The following is a 16,885-nucleotide window of genomic DNA, read 5'->3' on the forward strand; positions in this document are numbered from 1 at the left end:
GGCCGTCCGTCCGTTCGCGGCCGACTGTACGTCAGGAGCGCTCGGCGGCAGGGGGCGTCCCACGCGGGCGGGCGCGGCGGGCCGGGGGCGTCACGCGCAGGCGCGGGCCTGGGCCCAGGCGCGGTCCGCGGCGGCGCCGCGCTCCAGCTCGGTGACCACCCGGTGGCGCAGCAGCTCGTACTGGGCCTGGAGCCGGCCGGGACGGGCCGGGCGGGCGACCGGACGGCCGGGGCCGACCAGCTCGTCCGGCCCGAACTGCTCGCGGGTGAGGTCGATCTCGACGCCGGTGGCGAAGCGGTTCCACCAGTGGAGGTCCGTCCGGACCCCGCCGACGTGCACCTCGCCCATCATCAGCTCGCCGCCGAGCAGGTCGTGCACGACCATGGCCGTCACGCCGCACTGGCCGCGGGCGGGATTGTCGGGACGCCAGTGGGCCAGGTCCTCGGGCGCACAGGTGTCGACACCCCAGGAGGAGCGGATCGCACGTTCGATGTCGTTGAGGGTCCACGCCGTCATACCGGGAAGCCTGCCACGCGGCACTGACAGCGGGAGCGGCTTTTCGAAGGGTCACCCGCTGTTCTGCGGCGACCCTTCCGGCGTTCACCCGAACGAGTGGGTCCGGCGGTTGCGGGCGCGGCGGCCCGCCACCACGCGCCCGGCCGGCCGGTCCGCCCCGGGGGCGGGGAGCGGACCGGCCGGCCGTGCGTCACTTCGCCAGGGCGGCGACGCCGGCCTGCGCGAACTGCTCGTCCAGGTCGCCGCTCGGCGCGCCCGCGACGCCGATGCCCGCGACCGGGGCGCCCTTCGACTGCACCGGGGCGGCGCCGGCCAGGAACAGCGTGCCCGGGATGTCCTTCAGGTTCGGGGCCTGGGCCAGCCGCTTGGCCAGCTCCGAGGTCGGGGCGTTCCAGGACACGGCGGTGAAGGCCTTGCGCTGCGCGGACTCGGGCGCCTGCGGGCCGGCGCCGTCGCCCTTGAGCAGGACCCGGACGACGCCGTCCCGGTCGACGACGGCGACCGAGACGTGCTGGCCGGCCTTGGTCGCCGCGTCCAGGGCGGCCTGGGCGGCGCGGGTGGCGGCGTCGATGGTCAGGCCGGTGGTCTCGGCGAGGTTCCGGTTCTGGGTGTCGGCCTTGACGGCGGCCGGCGCGGTCGGGGTGTCGGTGGTCTCGGCGCTGGCGGAGACGGCGCCCACGGCAGCGGCGGCGAGCGCGGCGACGGCGACGCCGCCGGTCAGCACCCGGGTGCGGACGGAGGTCTTCTTCAGGGTGTTCTGCACGGTCTGCTCCTCGGCGGGGCCGGTGGGGCCGGTGACGGCCGGTACGGGTTCGGCGGCCGGGCGGCGGGGGGACCGCCCGGCTCCGCTTCGATCCTCCGGCCGGTTCCGGGCCCGCCGGATCGACGGTCCGGCGCGACCGTCCGGGCATGATGGAGGACACCGCCGTCCACCGATCGGCTGATGCGGGGCCGGGCCGATCGGGTCACCATCGAGGAATCGGCGCAGGTCGGAGCCGCCGCGCGCCCGTCGTCTGGAGCCACCCGTGCCACAGCCCCGCCCCGCCGCCGGACCGCCCGCCGGCGGGCGCGACGCCGGCGACCCGGACGCGGGGCGGCTGGCGCTGCTGCTCGACTCCGCGTTCCTGCTGCTGCTCGCCGCCGCGCTCAGCCGCTACCTCACCCACCACGCCGACCGCCCCGGCGTCCCCTGGGTGATCGGCCTGAGCGCCGCCCTGGCCGTCGCCCAGCCGGCCGGCTCCTGGCTCGCCCACCGCCACCCGCCCGCGCCGGGCGGCCGGCCGCGGCGGTGGCCGCTGGCGCTGGTGGTCGCGCTGTGGGTGGTGCTGGTGCTGCTCGCGCCGAGCTTCGCCTGGTGCGCCGTCCCGCTGGTCTACAGCGCGCTGCGGGTGCTCCCGGCGAAGGCCGCGATCCCGCTGGTCGCCGCCCTGACGCTGCTGGTGGTGATCGCCGAGATCCGGTTGCCGGACGGCGCCGACGCCACGCTCGTGCTGCTGCCGCCCGCGGTGGCCGCGCTCGCCACCGGCGTCTTCCTGTTCATGGCCCGGCAGGCGGCCCGGCAGCGGGCGCTGATCGCCGACCTGGTCCGCACCCGGCGCGAACTCGCCGCCACCGAGCGGCGGGAGGGCACCCTGGCCGAGCGCCAGCGGCTGTCCATGGAGATCCACGACACCCTGGCGCAGGGCCTGTCCAGCCAGCAGATGCTGCTGCAGGCGGCCGAGCGCATCTGGGACGCCGACCCGGCGACCGCCCGGGCCCACGTGCGCACCGCCGCCGGGGTGGCCGCCCGGAACCTCGCCGAGGCCCGCCGCTTCGTCCACGACCTCGCGCCGGCCGAGCTGGCCGAGGGCGGCGCCCTCGACCGGGCGCTGCGGGCTCTGGCCGGGCGGGAGTCGGCGGAGAGCGGACTGCCGGTCCGGTTCCACCTGGACGGCACGCCGGTGCCGCTGCCGGCCGCCGTGCAGGCCGCGCTGCTGCGGATCGCCCAGGGCGCGCTGGCCAACGCAAGGGAGCACGCCGGGGCCTCGGCGGCCGCGATCACGCTGTCCTTCCTCGGCGACCAGGCCGTGCTGGACGTCGCCGACGACGGACGGGGCTTCGACCCGTCAGCGGCCGGGACGGGCGGCGGGCGCGGGTACGGGCTGCCCGCGATGCGCGCCCGGCTGCGGCAGCTGGGTGGCACGCTGACCGTCGAGAGCACCCCCGGCGAGGGCACCGTCGTCTCCGCCGCCGTCCCCCTGGAGCACCTGGAGCACCGATGAACAGCCCCTCCCCCGTCCGGCTGCTGGTCTGCGACGACCACGCGGTGGTCCGCGCCGGGCTGCGGGCCCTGCTGGCCAGCGCGGGCGACATCGAGGTGGTCGGCGAGGCGAGCACCGGGGAGGAGGCCGTCGCGCTGGCCGCCGGGCTGGCGCCGCAGGTCGTGCTGATGGACCTCCAGCTCGGCGACGGCATCGACGGCGTGGAGGCCACCCGGCGGATCACCGCCGCCCCCGGCGGGCCGCACGTCCTGGTGCTCACCACCTACGACACCGACGCCGACATCACCCGGGCGATCGCCGCGGGCGCCACCGGCTACCTGCTCAAGGCGGAGCGGCCGGAGGAGCTGTTCGCCGCCGTCCACGCCGCCGCCCTGGGCCGTACGGTGCTCTCGCCGCCGGTCGCCTCCCGGGTGATGGCGCAGCTGCGGGCGCCCGCGCCGCAGCTCACCGAGCGCGAGCAGGACATCCTGGCGCAGCTGGCCCAGGGACTGGGCAACCGGGAGATCGCGCGGGCGCTGTTCATCAGCGAGGCCACGGTGAAGACGCACCTGGGGCGGATCTACGACAAGTTGGGCGTGGACACCCGGTCGGGTGCGGTGGCGGTGGCCAAGGAGCGCCGGCTGCTGCGGTGAGCCGAAGGTCACGCCGGCCGGGGGCGGTTGCTCGCGTTAAGCACTCGCGCGGTGTCACTGCGTGCTGCGATGATGCTCGGAGTGTCGGATTCCGTGGCGGTGCGCCGGGGTCCGGGCACGGGGGCGGGAGGTGCGGCCGGTCCGGGCCGGGCCGTGCGGCACCCGCGCCCACCTGCCCCGACGTCCTGCGAGGCGACCGATCGAGGCCTCCCCAGTTGTGGAAGTTTCGTGGACATCACTATTGACAAACCAACCACGCGGTTTGTTAGCGTGATACCAACGACGCCCTGGGGGGTAGGGGCTCGCCGAGGCCTGTGCGGACGACTCTCGCCGGAGAGTGAAAAGCCAGGGGGGATCGGCGCAGCCGCCGGGGGGTCGGGGGGAGCGGCAGCGCCGAAGCCGCGCAGCGAGGCGGCGTGGAACGAGACCGGGGGGCTCGTTCCACGCCTCCCCCGGTTCAACCGGCCCGGGCCCCGTGCCGCGTTCGGCCGCGCGTCCGAGCCCCGCGCCCCGCGCCCGGTTCAGCCCATCGAGCTCCAGTAGGAGCAGCGCGCCTCCGGCAGCACCGCGGGGCCGTGCTCGGCGCAGGCCGCGCCCGACGACCCGGCCGCCAGTCGCGCCTGTCCCAGATCGCCGAAGCGGAACGCCAGTTGGTAGCCGTCCCGGGTCGCGGCGGCGACCCCCGGAGCCTCCTGGACGGCGTTGCGCGAGGTGATCGTCCAGCCGCGCCGCCGCCAGTACCGCTCCACCACGCCCACCAGCTCCGCCCGCCGGTGCAGCGAGACCACGGTGAGCAGGTCCCGCCCGCGGCCGACGTACCAGCACGCCCCCGACTCCCGCCCGGGCCGCGGCAGCCGCACTCCCGCGACGGGCGCGCTCGACCGCCAGGCCGGCGCGGGGTCGATGGCGTCCAGGGTGTCCTCCAGCAGCGTCTCGCACCGCTCGGCGGCGGCCAGTTGGGCCTTCACCACCGCCACCGGCGACCCGCCGGAGAGGGCCGGCGCCGCCCCGGACGACGCGCCGCAGGACGCCCGGCCCGTCATTCCCCCGAGCGCTCCGCCGAGCACACCGCCGGACCCGTTTCCGCAACAACCGCCCGGGAAGCCGAGGTTCAGCTCGGCACCACCTGACTGCACAGGGCCCTCCGTCTCCTCCCGGAGTTCGCTCCGGGCAGGGATTCCGTCACTGCTTGGACGGCGGGCGCGGACAGGCAGTTCCACCCCTCACCATCCCCTCACCTCCGGCCGCCGAGCAGCGCCCGATGCCGGTGACAAGTACCGTCGCAGAATGGCCGATTCACGTCCATCCCGATCGGAATCGAATTGACCTGACATCACTTCCGAAAGTGAGACTGCCCTGATCGCGACGATCCGACGACCCTGACCACTCCACGCAGCCCGCGCCCCGGCGCGGCAGGGAGACCACCACCATGCGCATCCTCTTCACCGGCCCGGCCTCGCCCGGCCACCTGTTCCCGATGGTGCCCTTCGCCCAGGCACTCCGCGCCGTCGGCCACGACGTCCTGTTCGCCGGGCAGCGCCCGATGGACCCGCTGCTGACCTCCGGCTTCCCGACCGTCGAGATCGGCGACGGCCGCGAACTGCGCCAGCTGTTCAGCGAGCACCGGGGCGGGCGGCCGATGACCTACGGCGGCCAGGACATGACCCAGGAGGAGATCCTGGACATGGCCGCCGGCGGCTTCGCGTACGCCTCCCGCCCCGCCCTGGAAGGGCTGCTCGCCACGGCGGCCGACTGGGGCGCCGACCTGCTGGTGCACGCCGCCTACCAGGCCGTCGCCCCGCTGGTGGCGGCCAAGCTCAAGATCCCGCTGGTGCTGCAGAACTACGGCATCCCGTCCGGTCGCGACACGGTCGCCCGCTTCACCACCAAGCTCGCCGACCTCTACGAGCAGCACGGCGTGGCCGGCCCCGCCGAGTCCACCGTGCTCAACGTCGGCCCGATCGGCGGTGACCCGGAGGGGCTGCGCGCCCGCTACATCCCGTACAACGGCACCGGCGTGGTACCCGCCGAGTTCCTGCGCCCGGCCGAGCGGCGGCGCGTCCTGATCACGCTCGGCTCGGTGGTCGCCGGCGTCAACGGCGTCGGCGGCGTGGCCCGGCTGGTCGAGGCGGCGGACGCCGTCGACGCCGAGTTCCTGCTCGCGGTCGGCGACGCCGACCTCGGCACGCTCGGTACCCTGCCCGCCAACGTCCGCCCGGTGCCGTGGATCCCGCTCGCCGCCCTCGTCCGGCACTCCGACGCCGTGGTCCACCACGGCGGCGCGGGCACCACCCTCACCACGCTGGACGCCGGGCTGCCCCAGCTCGTCCTCCCCCAGGGCGCCGACAACTTCATGGTCGCCGACGCCCTCGTCGAGGCCGGCATCGGGCTGCGCTCCAGCTCGGCCGACGTCGACGCCGCGGTCCTCGACCGGCTCCTCACCGACCCGGCCCTGCGGGGCGCCGCCGAGGACGTCCGGGCGGCCAACACCGCGCTCCCCACGCCCGCCGACCTCGTCCCCACCTTCGAGGCCCTCGCCACCCGCCGCTGAGCCGCCCGGGCGCACCCGCGACGGCCCCGACCTTTACGGGGCCGTCGCCGGTCAGGCGTGGCGGGGCCAGCTGCGGTGGTTCCGGTCGATCACGTAGTGGTGGCCGTGGCTCCAGGCGCCGGTCGGGGAGCGGTGGGCCTCGACCAGGTGGGGGTGGCCGGCCGGCAGGTCGGTGTGGACGTGGTCGAGGGCGTCCGGGTCGTGCCGGGGCCAGAGCCGCACCGCGCCGAGCGCCGCGGTGAGGGCGACGGCGCCGAGGACGAGGGCGGTGACGGGAAGGCCGGCGCCCGCGGCCAGCCAGCCGGCCAGCGGGTAGGTGAGCAGCCAGCAGGCGTGCGAGAGGGAGAACTGGGCGGCGAACGCGGCGGGCAGTTCGGCGTCGCCGGCGGAGCGGCGCACCACCCGCCCGCCGGGGGTGAGGACGGCGGAGCTCGCGGCACCGATCAGCGCCCAGGCGGCCAGCAGCGCGAGCCAGGTGCCCGCCCCGGGGGCCGCCGCGGTGATCACCGCGGTGGCGCCGAGGACGGCGGGCAGGGCGAGGGCGGCGGGCAGCATCACGGCCCGGTCGCTGACCCGGGCGAGCAGCCGGGGCAGCAGCAGAGCGGTCAGCATGGACCCGGCACCGTACGCGCCGAGGGCGAGGGAGACTGCTCCGGCGGGCCGCTGGAAGTGCTCGCGGACCACCACGACGGTGTTGACGAAGACGATCGCCCCGGCGGCGGCGACCGCGAGGTCCAGCGCCAGGAGCGCCCGCAGCCGCGGGGTGACCCGGAACAACCGGGAGCCGGACAGCGCCTTCGCGTAGACGCCGCCGGTGCGTTCCTCGGCCGGGGCCTTGGGCAGGACGGCGGACAGGACCAGGGCGGCGGAGGCGAGGAAGCCGAGGCCCGTGCCGGCGAACAGCCAGTTGTAGGAGACCAGGGTGAGCAGCACGGCCGCGAGGGCGGGGCTGAACAGCGACTCCAGGTCGTAGGCGAGCCGGGACATGGACAGCGCGTTGGTGTAGTCGCGCTCGGCGGGCAGCACGTGCGGGATGGTCGCCTGGAAGGTCGGCGTGAACGCCGCGGAGGCGGCCTGCAGCAGGAAGACCATCAGGTAGACCTGCCAGACCTGGTCCACGAACGGGAGCGCGAGCGCGACGCCGGCCCGGGTGAGGTCCATCGCCACCAGCAGCGCCCGGCGGGGGATCCGCCCGGCGAGCGCGCCCGCGATCGGGGCGACGGCCACGTAGGCGGCCATCTTGATCGCGAGGGCGGTGCCGAGGACGGCGCCCGCGTCGGCTCCGGCGATGTCGTACGCGAGCAGGGCCAGCGCCACCGTCGCAAGGCCGGTGCCGACCAGGGCGACGACCTGGGCGGTGAACAGGTGGCGGTAGGTGCGGTTGCGCAGCACGGTCAGCATGGGCGCGCTCCCCGGATCGGAGTGGCGTGGCCCGTCCATCGTAATCAATGAGTGCGCATGGATGCACATGTTGGCCAAGGCGGTCCCCCGACGAGCCGGGGACGGCGGTGGCGGGCCCGCCGCCGGAGCGGTCAGTCGTGCGGCGGGAGCGAACCGACCTGGTGGTCGGCGACGTTCAGCGCCTCGTCGACGAGGCGGCGCAGATGGCCGTGGCGCAGCGAGTACACGACCCGGCGGCCGTCCTTACGGGTGGCGACCAGCCCGGCGAGGCGCAGCTTGGCCAGGTGCTGGCTGACCGAGGGCCGGGCGGCGCCGGTCGCCTCGACCAGGGTGGACACGTCCGCCTCGCCCCGGCCGAGCCGCTCCATCAGGGCCAGCCTGGTCCGGTCCGCGAGCAGCGCCAGGATCGAGGCGGCGACGTCCAGCCGCTCGCCGTCCACGGGCTGATGCGCATGGGAGGCATCTGCGACCTGGGTGCGGGTGTCCATCGCCTCATCGTAGGCCCGCACCCGCCGCCCGCGCGCACACCGGCGGGCGGGCCGGGCGGCCTTCGGGCAGGGACTGTTGAGCGGGCCGCCGGGGCCCCACGGCCGCCACTCCGCGCCGCCCTCCCGCCGGCCCTCCCGCCGTCCGCCCCATCGCCGCCGGCATCACCCCCTGAGCCCCGCCGCTCCCCCGGGAGACACGAAAGCCGCAGGTCACATGGCCTGCGGCTGTCGGCGGTGGGGGCGGGCGACGAGAACCGCCGCCCCGGCTTTGGTCGAACATTCGTTGTCATAAGATACGCGCACGGTTGATCAGCCCGCAGGTGGCGTGCCCGTGCAGCGGCTGAGAGGCATCACAGTTCCCTTACGCCCATGACCCTCGTCTGTGGCCCCGGGCGAGAGCGGGCGTCTCGACACGATCGGACTCCCGCCAGTGCTTGATGCGCCCACGTCGCCGCCGATCCGCCGGCCGGACCGGAACGGTCCCGCCCCGGCAGGCGCCCCGGTCGAAGGCCGTCGCCGGGGTGAGCCCGGAGCCCGGCTGGCCGTCGTCGACGGCATGCGGCTGCTCGCCGCGCTCGCCGTCGCGGGATTCCACTACCTGAGCGCGATCCCGCCCAACCAGTGGGGGCCGTCCCCGAAGGACTTCGCCCACTCGCTGCACCGCGCCTCGATGTACGGCTGGCTCGGCGTCGAGGCCTTCTTCCTCATCAGCGGGTTCGTCATCTGCATGAGCAGCTGGGGCCGCACGGCCGGACAGTTCGCCGTGTCCCGAATATCCCGGCTCTACCCGGCCTACTGGTGCGCCCTCGCCCTGATCGTGGCCAGGATCGCGCTGATCCCCATGCAGACCCACGACGTCGCCTCGGTGATCCACCCCCGGATCGTCCTGGCCAACCTGACCATGTTCCCCGACGCCCTCCACGCCGGCCTCCTGGACGGCGTCGCCTGGACCCTCGCGGTCGAGGCCCACTTCTACCTCCTGATGGCCGTCCTCCTGGCCTTCGGCACCACCTACCACCGGGTCATGGGGTTCTGCGTGATCTGGCTCGCCGCCGGGATCGTCACCTCGGAGACGAAGAGCAAGTTCCTGGACGACCTCGTCCTCAGCCAGTACGCCGGCCTGTTCGTCGCCGGCATCGCGGTCTACCTCATGTACCGCTTCGGGCAGAACCTGATGCTCTGGATCCTGCTCGGCTTCGCCTGGTGCTACGAGCTGACCATGCTCCCCGTCCGGCTGTCGGGCCACTACCAGGAATGGGGATCCAAGGCGCTCTGCTCCTGGACCGTCGCCAGCGCCCTGCTGACCGCCTTCCTGGCCCTCCTGCTGCTGGCCACCATCGGCCCGCTCGCCCGCGTCCGCTGGCGCTGGCTCATGACGGCCGGTGCGCTGACCTACCCCTTCTACCTGATCCACCAGAGTCTCGGCCTGCCGATGGGCACCGAGCTCACCGTGCACGCCCACTGGCTCGGCCCGTGGGGCCGTCTCGCCCTCACCACCGTCTCGATGCTCCTGCTGGCCGCGGCGATCCACCACGTGGTCGAGAAGCCCGCCGGCCGGGCCCTGCGCCGCCGCCTCGACCGCGCCCTCGGCCAGGCCCTCGACCGGCACCCGAGGCAACCCGCCGACGCCCCGGCGCAGGCCCGCGAGGCGTAACCGCCCGCATCGGAACGGGCCCGGCCGACCGCTCACCGGCCGGGCCCGTCCGCCCCGCCCGTCCGCCGCGAAGCCCCGGACAACACAAAAGCCGCAGGTCATGTGACCTGCGGCTTTCGGTACGGAGCGGGCGACGAGAATCGAACTCGCGCTCTAAGCTTGGGAAGCTCATGTTCTACCATTAAACTACGCCCGCCTGACGAGCCGTCAGAGACGCCTCGATCTGGTGCCACCTTACCCCATCCGCGACTGTGGTCGCACGGGTGGTTCGGGGAGGTGGCGGAGCCGGTCGGAGGCGGGTGCGGGGCGTACTGTGTGGGCCGCGTGCGAGTGCTCCGGCGGGTGGGGTCAGGGGCGGCGAGCCATGGTGCGGAATGTCCGGAGCATCCCCTAATGTGACGCTGTCCCGGGGCCTGGTCGCCGGGGCGCGTGAGTACGGGTGAGTACTGGGTTAGGGATGGGAAGGGGATCGATGGAGCAGCGCGCCGTCGTTCGTTGTGCCGAGGGGCACCTGTTCAGCACCACCACGTTTCCGATGCAGAACCTCGGGCCCGGGCGGCTCGGGCCCGGGCGGCTGATCCGCTGCCCGCAGTGCGGACGGCTGCGGAGTTCGGTGCTGGCCGACGTGCGGGAGCTGTCGGGGGCGCAACTGGCCCGGGCGATGCGGCTGGAGGCCGCGGAGTTCCTCGCCTGAGGACGGACGGAGAGCGGAACGGGCCCCGGACGGATTCGTCCGGGGCCCTGCCGTGCACGTAACCTCGAAGCGTGCTGCTCTCTGACAAGGACATCCGGACCGAAATCGACCTGGGCCGGGTGGTCATCGACCCGTTCGACCCGTCGATGATCCAGCCGTCGAGTATCGACGTGCGCCTCGACCGCTTCTTCCGCGTGTTCGAGAACCACAAGTACCCGCACATCGACCCCTCCGAGGAGCAGCCGGACCTGACCCGGCTGGTGGAGCCGGAGGGCGACGAGGCGTTCATCCTGCACCCGGGCGAGTTCGTGCTGGCCTCGACGTACGAGGTCATCACGCTGCCCGAGGACGTGGCCTCCCGGCTGGAGGGCAAGTCGAGCCTGGGCCGGCTGGGCCTGCTGACGCACTCCACGGCGGGCTTCATCGACCCGGGCTTCAGCGGTCACGTGACGCTGGAGCTGTCGAACGTCGCGACGCTGCCGATCAAGCTGTACCCGGGCATGAAGATCGGGCAGCTGTGCCTGTTCCGGCTGTCCTCGCCCTCGGAGCACCCGTACGGCTCGGAGCGCTACGGCTCGCGCTACCAGGGCCAGCGCGGCCCGACGCCGTCCCGCTCGTACCTGAACTTCCACCGCAGCGAGGTCTGACGACCCCGGAGCACGCACGGCGGGCGGCGGCCCCTCCACCGGAGGGGCGGCCGCCCGTGGCGTTTCTCAGGCCCGCTTCGGGCTGGTGACGGCGACCAGCTCGGTGCCGTCCTCGGAGAGCCGCAGTTCGGTGCGCAGCTCGGCGAGCTGGCCGAGGTGGTGCAGGTGGGTGCCGCCGCAGAAGATCTGCGCGCCGCCCTCGGGCAGCTCGCAGTGCCACTGGCGGCGGGCGGTGAGCTCGGGGCCGGGGACGTCGATGCGGACCGGGGCGTCGGCGGCGACCCAGGCGGCGAGGTGCGCGTTGACGGCCTCGGTGAGGGCGGGCAGCGCGTCGGCGAGGGCCGGGAGGCCCTCGGTGGCGTCCGCGGTGAAGCCCTTCTTCTTGAGCGACTTGCCGAGCCGGTAGGTGTCGGTGCTGGCCGCGGTGTCCATCACCGAGCTCGCCATGGCCAGGCTGTCGAAGTCCGGGTTGCCGAAGGCGTCCGAGCGGCCCGGGTCCTTGCGCCAGCGCGGGGCGAGCGCGGCGTTCAGGGCGAGGGCGAGCAGGTGGCAGCCGCTGTGCGCGGCGCTGAGGGCGGCGCGGCGCTCGGCGTCGACGGCCAGGGCGGCGGTGCGGCCGACGATGTCGCCGGGGTCGGTGTCCAGGACGTGCAGGACCAGCCAGGACCACTCCTCGTCGCCGCGCCGGACCGGGATGTCGGCGCCGACCAGCGGCTCGCCGCCGTCCGGGCCGATCGCGCCGGTGAGGCAGTCGACGACGGCCAGCTCGGCGCCGTCCACGGTGAGCGTGCCGTGGTCGGCCGGCTGGTCGGGCCAGGTGTGGTCGAGCGGGTGGAACGGGGTCGCCGCGGTGACGACGGCGTACCGGCCGTCCGCCAGCGGGCTCACCGCGAGCACCGGGGACTCGCCGGTCACCGCCCCGGCCGGGAAGCTGACGTGGGTGGTGGGGAGGGTCATGGCTGGCTCCGGTGGGTGTCGGCCTGCGGGGGTGGGCGGGCCCGGCTCGTGCCCGGGGCCCGCCCCCATTCTGCCGGTCGGCCCGCCGGGGGCCCGCAGGGCGCTCAGCCCAGGGTCGGCAGCTTGATCAGCACCAGCAGCGCGAGCAGCTGGACGGCCGCGGCGGCCGCCGCCTTGCCCCAGGGCAGGTCGTGCACCCGCCGGACCATGACCGTCAGCAGGTACGCGCAGAGCATCCAGGTGGCCCAGCCGACGACCTGGACGACGGCGCTGTCGGAGGGCAGCACCAGGTCCAGCAGCAGCCGGGGGGCGTCGGTCAGCCAGCCGATCAGCGCGGCCAGGCCGACGGTCGAGCGCCACGGGCCGTCGCCGCCGAGCTGGCGGGCCAGCGCGTAGGTGACGCCGCCGAAGACCGCGCCGACGATCGTGAAGACGATCGCGGCGGCGACGATGCCGGTCAGCGCCACGCTGAAGGTCGAGTTGACGATGTCGTCGTGGGTCAGCCCGATGCCGAGCACCGCGAGCGCGCCGTACAGCAGCGAGACGGTGAGGGCGGGCAGCCAGACCTGGTGGTCGCGGGTGCGGTCGAAGATCGCGCTCGGGGTGCGGACGATGCCGACGAGCAGCTCGCGCCACTGCGGCCGGGGGCCGGTGACGTGCGGGGTGGACTGGCCGCCGGCGCGGTAGACGGTGACGTTGTCCTGCCCGTAGCCGTCACCCGGCCCGTAGCCGTCACCCTGCCCGTAGCCGTCGCCCGGCCCGTACGCCGGCGGCGGGCCGTAGCCGTCGCCCTGGCCGTACGGCGGCGGCTGCTGCCCGTAGCCGCCGTCGTAGTGGCCCTGCCCGTGCCCCGGCTGCCCCGGCTGCCCCGGCTGCCCCGGGTACGGCTGCCCGCCGTACGGGTCGCCCACCGGGAACGCCCGGGTGCTGCCGGGCCGGTCGGCCCCGTACGGGTCGTGCCCGCCGCCGGGGCCCGCCGGGCCGACGCCCGGGTGCGGCGCCGTGAAGTACTCCGGCCCGTCCGGCCGCCCCTGTCCCCCGGGGCCCCCCGCCGGCGGCGGAGGGGGCGCCCACCCGCCGTTCGGGTCGGCGCCCTGACCGCTGTCGTATCGATTACCAGCCACGGTCCGAAGGTACCCGTCCGGCCCAGTGCGCGTGGGCCCCGGACGGAGCCGGGGCCGGTTTGCAGCGAGTCTGGGACGAACGGGCGGTGCCGGCCCCGCCCGCTACCGCTGCGCGGTGACGGACGGCCCGTGCACGGCCGCGGCCGCGGTGGTGCCGGCCGGGCAGCCGCCCGGGCCGGCGGTGGTGCGGACGGCGCCGACCGGCAGCAGGGTGCCGCAGGCGATCCGGATGCCGTTCGGCAGCTCGTTGTCGGCCTCGACGATCGCGCCGTCGCCGATGACGGCGCCGTCCAGTGCCGAGCGCTCGCCGACGCTGGCGAAGGCGCCCACGATGGAGTCCTTGACCAGGGTGTCCGGGCCGATCACCGCGCCGGGCAGGATCACGCTGCCCTCGACGATCGCGCCGGCCTCGACCACGGCGTCCGCGGAGACCACGGTGCCACCGCTGAGCACGGCGCCGGGGTGGACGGTGGCGCCGGGCAGCAGCAGGGCGTCGCCGGTCGGACCGGGGACGGCCGGGGAGTCCACCTTGCCGAGGACCAGGTCGGCGGAGCCGCGGACGAACGCGGCCGGGGTGCCGAGGTCCAGCCAGTACGAGGTGTCGACGACGCCGCGCAGCAGCGCGCCGGTGGCCAGCAGCTCCGGGAAGGTCTCGCGCTCGACGGACACCTCCCGGCCGGCCGGGATGCGGTCGATGACGGACCGGGTGAAGACGTAGCAGCCGGCGTTGATCTGGTCGGTGACGATCTGCTCCGGCGTCTCCGGCTTCTCCAGGAACTCCAGCACCCGCCCGTTGTCATCGGTCGGGACGAGGCCGAAGGCGCGCGGGTCCTCGACCCGGGTGAGGTGCAGGGTGACGTCGGCCCCGGCGGCCACGTGGCCGTCGCGCAGGGCGGCGATGTCGACGCCGGAGAGGATGTCGCCGTTGAAGACCAGGACGGGCTCGTCCGGGCCGCAGGTGAGCCCGGAGGCGGCGTTGCGGATCGCCCCGCCGGTGCCCAGCGGCTCGCGCTCGGTCAGGTAGACCAGCTCGATGCCGTACGGGGTGCCGTCCTGGAAGTGGTCCTCGAACACCTCGGCCAGGTACGAGGTGGCCAGCACGACCCGGGTGACCCCGGCGGCGGCCGCGCGGGCCAGCTGGTGCGCGATGAACGGGACGCCCGCGACGGGCAGCATGGGCTTGGGGGTGTGGGTGGTCAGCGGGCGCAGTCGCGTGCCCTTACCACCGACCAGCATGATCGCCTCGGTCATGGTCTGCGCTGTTCCCCTTGTGCTCTCCGCGGCCCGGCCCGGCGGGCCGGCACCTCCGTCGTGGTCTGCGCCCGGCCGGTGTGCACCCGGCCCGGGTGGGCGCCCGGGCGGCCGTCCGCCCGGAACGCGGCGACCGGCACGCAGCCGGTCCGGCGCCTACTGTATTTGCTTCCAACCGAATGCCCGTCCGGCGGCTGTGCGATAGACGTCACTCCCCGTACCCCGGCCGTACCTCCGGGAGCCGTCCGGGGCACCGAAAAGCCCGGCCCGGCGGGCGCGTTGGCGGCGTCCACCGGGCCGGGCAGTTGTTGCAGAACCGTCGAACAGCGGGCTGTTACGCGTCCACCGTCGCGGGCTGCTCATCGGTCTCGGCCGGCGGGGTCGCCTTCACCGAGTCGAGCAGCAGCTGGGCGACGTCGACCACCTTCAGGTGCTCCTTGGCCGCGCCCTCGTTCTTCTTGCCGTTGACCGAGTCGGAGAGCATCACCAGGCAGAACGGGCAGGCGGTGGAGACGATGTCGGGGTTGAGCTCCAGCGCCTCGTCCACGCGCTCGGTGTTGATCCGCTTGCCGATGCGCTCCTCCATCCACATCCGGGCGCCGCCGGCGCCGCAGCAGAAGCCGCGCTCCTTGTGGCGGTGCATCTCCTGCTGGCGCAGGCCGGGGACCTTGTCCATGATCTCGCGCGGCGGGCTGTACACCTTGTTGTGGCGGCCCAGGTAGCACGGGTCGTGGTAGGTGATCAGGCCCTCGACCGGGTTGACCGGGACGAGCTTGCCCTCGTCGATCAGGTGCTGCAGCAGCTGGGTGTGGTGGATCACCTCGAAGTGCCCGCCGAGCTGCGGGTACTCGTTGGCGATGGTGTTGAAGCAGTGCGGGCAGGTGGCCACGATCCGCTTGGTCGGGGCGTCCTCCAGCGCGGCGTTCAGCGTCTCGACGTTCTGCGCGCCGAGCATCTGGAACAGGAACTCGTTGCCGAGGCGGCGCGGGGAGTCACCGGTGCAGGTCTCCTCCTTGCCGAGGATCGCGAACTTGACGCCCGCGGTGTGCAGCAGCTCGGCGAAGGCCTTGGTGGTCTTCTTGGCGCGGTCCTCCAGGGCGCCGGCGCAGCCGACCCAGTAGAGGTACTCGACCTCGGCGGGCTCGATGTCCTCACCGATCACCGGCACCTCGATGCCGGTCTCCTTCTTGAGCTCCTTGACCCAGTCGAGGCGGGCCTTGGTGGCCATGCCCCACGGGTTGCCCTTGTTCTCCAGGTTCTTGAGCATCGTCCCGGCCTCGGTCGGGAAGTTGCTCTCGATCATGACCTGGTAGCGGCGCATGTCGACGATGTGGTCGATGTGCTCGATGTCCACCGGGCACTGCTCGACGCAGGCGCCGCAGGTGGTGCAGGACCACAGGACGTCCGGGTCGATGACGCCGTTCTCCTCGGCGGTGCCGATCAGCGGGCGCTCGGCCTCGGCCAGCGCGGCGGCGGGCACGCCCTGCAGCTGCTCGGCGGTGGCCCGCTCGGTGCCCTCCATGTCCTTGCCGCCACCGGCCAGCAGGTACGGCGCCTTGTTGTAGGCGTGGTCCCGCAGGCTCATGATCAGCAGCTTGGGCGAGAGCGGCTTGCCGGTGTTCCAGGCCGGGCACTGCGACTGGCAGCGGCCGCACTCGGTGCAGGTGGAGAAGTCGAGGATGCCCTTCCAGGAGAAGTGCTCGACCTGGGAGACGCCGAAGACGGCGTCGTCGGCCGGGTCCTCGAAGTCGATCGGCTTGCCGGCGGAGGTCATCGGCTCCAGCGCGCCGAGCGCCGAGGCGCCGTCCGCGTTGCGCTTGAACCAGATGTTCGGGAAGCCGAGGAAGCGGTGCCAGGCCACACCCATGTTGGTGTTCAGCGAGACCGTGATCATCCAGATGAAGGAGATCGAGATCTTGATCGTCGCGGTGACCCAGAGCAGGTTGTGCAGGGTGCCGGCGCTCAGCCCGGAGAACAGCTTCACCAGCGGGTACGAGACCACGTAGTCGGCCGAGTAGTGGTCGGCGCCCAGCTGCGCGCCCTCCAGACCGCGCAGGGTCAGGATGGCCGCGCCGATGATGAAGATGACGGCCTCGACGAAGTACGCGAAGCCCATGTTGGAGCCCGCGAAGCGGGACTTGCGGCCCGCCTTGTTCGGCAGGCTCAGCTGCCGGATCACGATCAGCGCCGCGATGCCGAGGAAGGTCACCAGGCCGAGCAGCTCCTGGAACAGGAGGTACGGCGTCCAGTCACCGATGATCGGGACCTCGTAGTCCGGATCGAAGAGCTGGCCGAACGCGCCGACCAGGGTGAGGATCAGCGCGTAGAAGCCGACGGCGACGCACCAGTGGGCGACGCCGACGACGCCCCACTTGTTCATCCGGGTGTGGCCGAGGAACTCCCGGATCAGGGTGATCGTGCGGGCCACCGGGTTGTTGATCCGCGCGCCCTTCGGGATGGGCTGGCCGAGCCGGATGAACTTGTAGATCTGCGCGACGGCACGAGCGAACAGCGCCACGCCGACCAGGGTGGTGCCCAGTGAGATGAGGATCGCTGCTAGCTGCATCCGGCTTTCTCCGTACTCCAGCGGCGGTGAGGATAGAGGTCGGTCAAGTGTACTCGTGGGTAACTTAATCACCCACCGGGCGGACACTATCGCCCGTAGCACCGACTCAGAAGATGCTCAAGGTATGGCGGCAGTCACGTAAG

General features: G+C 73.9%; 14 protein-coding genes, 1 tRNA gene and 1 pseudogene. 6 read left to right on the forward strand and 10 right to left on the reverse strand.

Annotated features, from left to right (window positions below; all coding sequences use genetic code 11):
* Nucleotides 1-90: 90 nt before the first annotated feature.
* Both ACPC54_RS03580 and ACPC54_RS03585 read right to left on the reverse strand, forming a co-directional pair.
* Nucleotides 91-516, reverse strand: a complete 426-nt coding sequence (locus tag ACPC54_RS03580) for a YunG family protein (protein WP_498960769.1) — start codon at nt 514-516, stop codon at nt 91-93.
* Between the two features lie 190 nt (nt 517-706).
* Nucleotides 707-1,267: a GlcG/HbpS family heme-binding protein gene (locus tag ACPC54_RS03585; protein ID WP_498961541.1), complete on the reverse strand. Its 561-nt coding sequence runs from the start codon at nt 1,265-1,267 to the stop codon at nt 707-709.
* A gap of 274 nt (nt 1,268-1,541) precedes the next feature.
* Here ACPC54_RS03585 and ACPC54_RS03590 point away from each other — a divergent pair, with 274 nt between their 5' ends.
* Both ACPC54_RS03590 and ACPC54_RS03595 read left to right on the forward strand, forming a co-directional pair.
* A complete protein-coding gene (locus ACPC54_RS03590) occupies nt 1,542-2,777 on the forward strand; it encodes a sensor histidine kinase (protein ID WP_498960771.1) in 1,236 nt (411 codons plus the stop codon).
* Complete coding sequence (locus ACPC54_RS03595) at nt 2,774-3,409, forward strand: response regulator (protein ID WP_498960773.1); 636 nt, start codon at nt 2,774-2,776, stop codon at nt 3,407-3,409. Before ACPC54_RS03590 ends, ACPC54_RS03595 begins: the two co-directional genes overlap by 4 nt.
* A gap of 521 nt (nt 3,410-3,930) precedes the next feature.
* Here ACPC54_RS03595 and ACPC54_RS03600 read toward each other — a convergent pair.
* Nucleotides 3,931-4,452 (reverse strand): hypothetical protein, encoded by a 522-nt coding sequence (locus ACPC54_RS03600; RefSeq protein ID WP_498960775.1) that lies wholly within the window; start codon nt 4,450-4,452, stop codon nt 3,931-3,933.
* Nucleotides 4,453-4,838: 386 nt separating this feature from the next.
* Here ACPC54_RS03600 and ACPC54_RS03605 point away from each other — a divergent pair, with 386 nt between their 5' ends.
* Nucleotides 4,839-5,960: a glycosyltransferase gene (locus tag ACPC54_RS03605; protein ID WP_498960777.1), complete on the forward strand. Its 1,122-nt coding sequence runs from the start codon at nt 4,839-4,841 to the stop codon at nt 5,958-5,960.
* 51 nt (nt 5,961-6,011) lie between these two features.
* On the opposite strand, the gene ACPC54_RS03610 is transcribed toward ACPC54_RS03605, so the two are convergent.
* Both ACPC54_RS03610 and ACPC54_RS03615 read right to left on the reverse strand, forming a co-directional pair.
* Nucleotides 6,012-7,361, reverse strand: coding sequence for an MFS transporter (locus ACPC54_RS03610; RefSeq protein WP_498960779.1), 1,350 nt, complete (start codon nt 7,359-7,361; stop codon nt 6,012-6,014).
* A gap of 131 nt (nt 7,362-7,492) precedes the next feature.
* Nucleotides 7,493-7,849 carry an ArsR/SmtB family transcription factor gene (locus ACPC54_RS03615; RefSeq protein ID WP_498960781.1) on the reverse strand — a complete coding sequence of 119 codons (357 nt, stop codon included), beginning with the start codon at nt 7,847-7,849 and terminating at the stop codon, nt 7,493-7,495.
* A gap of 556 nt (nt 7,850-8,405) precedes the next feature.
* On the opposite strand from ACPC54_RS03615, the gene ACPC54_RS03620 reads away from it, so the two are divergent.
* Entirely contained in the window at nt 8,406-9,503 is a 1,098-nt protein-coding gene (locus tag ACPC54_RS03620) for an acyltransferase family protein (protein WP_498960783.1), read from the forward strand.
* 125 nt (nt 9,504-9,628) lie between these two features.
* Here ACPC54_RS03620 and ACPC54_RS03625 read toward each other — a convergent pair.
* Nucleotides 9,629-9,699 (reverse strand) — tRNA-Gly (locus ACPC54_RS03625).
* Between the two features lie 276 nt (nt 9,700-9,975).
* Here ACPC54_RS03625 and ACPC54_RS03630 point away from each other — a divergent pair.
* Nucleotides 9,976-10,197, forward strand: coding sequence for a hypothetical protein (locus ACPC54_RS03630; RefSeq protein ID WP_078859593.1), 222 nt, complete (start codon nt 9,976-9,978; stop codon nt 10,195-10,197).
* A 71-nt stretch (nt 10,198-10,268) separates the two neighbouring features.
* The gene (gene dcd / locus ACPC54_RS03635) at nt 10,269-10,844 is read left to right on the forward strand and encodes a dCTP deaminase (RefSeq protein WP_498960786.1); all 576 of its coding nucleotides are present in this window, start codon (nt 10,269-10,271) and stop codon (nt 10,842-10,844) included.
* Nucleotides 10,845-10,910: 66 nt separating this feature from the next.
* Here dcd and ACPC54_RS03640 read toward each other — a convergent pair whose 3' ends face one another.
* The 4 genes and pseudogenes from ACPC54_RS03640 to ACPC54_RS03655 form a co-directional block, all read right to left on the reverse strand.
* Complete coding sequence (locus tag ACPC54_RS03640) at nt 10,911-11,801, reverse strand: alanyl-tRNA editing protein (protein ID WP_498960788.1); 891 nt, start codon at nt 11,799-11,801, stop codon at nt 10,911-10,913.
* 104 nt (nt 11,802-11,905) lie between these two features.
* Complete coding sequence (locus ACPC54_RS03645) at nt 11,906-12,925, reverse strand: Yip1 family protein (protein ID WP_498960790.1); 1,020 nt, start codon at nt 12,923-12,925, stop codon at nt 11,906-11,908.
* Between the two features lie 186 nt (nt 12,926-13,111).
* A pseudogene (gene manB, locus ACPC54_RS03650) lies at nt 13,112-14,176 on the reverse strand (mannose-1-phosphate guanylyltransferase); the annotation flags it as partial.
* Nucleotides 14,177-14,510: 334 nt separating this feature from the next.
* On the reverse strand, nt 14,511-16,742 hold the full coding sequence (locus ACPC54_RS03655; RefSeq protein WP_498960793.1) for a (Fe-S)-binding protein: 2,232 nt from the start codon (nt 16,740-16,742) through the stop codon (nt 14,511-14,513).
* Nucleotides 16,743-16,885: the final 143 nt, after the last annotated feature.

Origin of the sequence: Kitasatospora sp. NPDC094028, from assembly GCF_049543595.1 — a bacterium.
Classification (GTDB): domain Bacteria; phylum Actinomycetota; class Actinomycetes; order Streptomycetales; family Streptomycetaceae; genus Kitasatospora.

Excerpts from the sequence above, each read along its gene's own strand:
- ACPC54_RS03580 (WP_498960769.1), bottom strand. The coding sequence starts at position 516 with ATGACGGCGTGGACCCTCAACGACATCGAACGTGCGATCCGCTCCTCC.
- ACPC54_RS03595 (WP_498960773.1), top strand. The coding sequence starts at position 2,774 with ATGAACAGCCCCTCCCCCGTCCGGCTGCTGGTCTGCGACGACCACGCG.
- ACPC54_RS03600 (WP_498960775.1), bottom strand. The coding sequence starts at position 4,452 with ATGACGGGCCGGGCGTCCTGCGGCGCGTCGTCCGGGGCGGCGCCGGCC.
- ACPC54_RS03605 (WP_498960777.1), top strand. The coding sequence starts at position 4,839 with ATGCGCATCCTCTTCACCGGCCCGGCCTCGCCCGGCCACCTGTTCCCG.
- ACPC54_RS03610 (WP_498960779.1), bottom strand. The coding sequence starts at position 7,361 with ATGCTGACCGTGCTGCGCAACCGCACCTACCGCCACCTGTTCACCGCC.
- ACPC54_RS03615 (WP_498960781.1), bottom strand. The coding sequence starts at position 7,849 with ATGGACACCCGCACCCAGGTCGCAGATGCCTCCCATGCGCATCAGCCC.
- ACPC54_RS03620 (WP_498960783.1), top strand. The coding sequence starts at position 8,406 with ATGCGGCTGCTCGCCGCGCTCGCCGTCGCGGGATTCCACTACCTGAGC.
- ACPC54_RS03630 (WP_078859593.1), top strand. The coding sequence starts at position 9,976 with ATGGAGCAGCGCGCCGTCGTTCGTTGTGCCGAGGGGCACCTGTTCAGC.
- ACPC54_RS03640 (WP_498960788.1), bottom strand. The coding sequence starts at position 11,801 with ATGACCCTCCCCACCACCCACGTCAGCTTCCCGGCCGGGGCGGTGACC.
- ACPC54_RS03655 (WP_498960793.1), bottom strand. The coding sequence starts at position 16,742 with ATGCAGCTAGCAGCGATCCTCATCTCACTGGGCACCACCCTGGTCGGC.